Source organism: Amycolatopsis sp. NPDC004368 (genome assembly GCF_053602515.1).
Window position 1 is genome coordinate 1 of the sequence record NZ_JBSGDT010000094.1, and the last position, 1,156, is coordinate 1,156.

Annotated in this window: 1 protein-coding gene; it reads right to left on the reverse strand. The window is 68.6% G+C overall.

What is annotated here, in order from left to right; all coding sequences use genetic code 11:
* Nucleotides 1-922, reverse strand: a 922-nt coding sequence (locus ACWEOE_RS42135; RefSeq protein WP_452019461.1) for an IS110 family transposase, incomplete at its 3' end; no start/stop codon positions are given.
* Nucleotides 923-1,156 lie beyond the last annotated feature (234 nt).

The window sequence follows — 1,156 nt, forward strand, 5'->3', positions numbered from 1 at the left end:
CCGCGTAAGCCGCGAGATGTCCGGAGGAGGCGAAGTGGGAGGCGTCGCCGACCTCGAGCAGGATGCGGGCTGCGGTCCTGACGCCGATGCCGGGCATCGAGGTCAGGACCCCGGCAAGAGGGTGCGCATCAAGTATCCCCTCAACCTGTTCAGCGACAGCTTTGCGTTGCTGCAGCACGGTTTTGAGGCTGTCGGCCAGGCGGGGCAGCACGGTGTCGGCGGCCGCAGTGCCCGGGACGGTGACGGTTTGCTCGGCCAGCGCAGCCGTGATCGCCTCGACCAGCCGATCGCCCATGCGAGGTGCGTGGACCTTCGCGATCGCGGTCAGCTTGCGACGACCGGCCTTGGCGATCCCGGCTGGGCCGCCGCAGCGGGAGAGGATCTCCAGCACAGCCGGATGGCTGATCTTGGGGCCGATGGCGTGTTCGAGGGCGGGGTGGATGCCAGCGAGCAAGCCGCGGATGCGGTTGCTGATGCGGGTGGCTTCGCCGGCCAGGTCGTCGTCGAACCCGACCAGCACCTCCAACTCGGCCAACGCGTCGTCGCCGACATCGACCGGGCGCAGCGTGTGCGGCAGCGAGCGGGCGGCGTCGGCAATGATGAACGCGTCCCGGGCATCAGTTTTGGCCCGGCCCGGGTAGAGGTCGGCGATGCGGCGCATGGCCAGGCCGGGCAGGTAGGCAACCTGGTGGCCCGCTGCGCGGGCGACCGCGACCGGCAGCGCGCCGATCGTGGCCGGCTGATCGACCACGACCAGCAGCGGCCCGCGCTGGGCGAGCTTGTCGAACAAGGCCCGCAGCTTCGGTTCGGTGTTAGGCAGTGTCCCGTCATGCAGCCGCTTTCCGGCCGGGTCCAGGCCGACTGCGTGGTGGGTTTCCTTGCCGACGTCCAGGCCGAGGAACACTCCGAAATCGCTGCTCATCCACCATTCCGCTTCGGTCGCCGCGACGTGGTCACCGATCAGGCATCGAGCGCCGGCACCCACGTTACGACGAGACCTACCAGGTGGTGGCCGTGTCCCTATCAGCGGTCGGTCGATGCCACCAGGCCCGGTGACACCACCCCCCGGATCATGGGTTCGACTGGGGGCGTTAGTCATGCCGGGTCTGGTGACCACAGCTCCTTGATCAGGAACTACGAAAAAGGTAACGGGGGG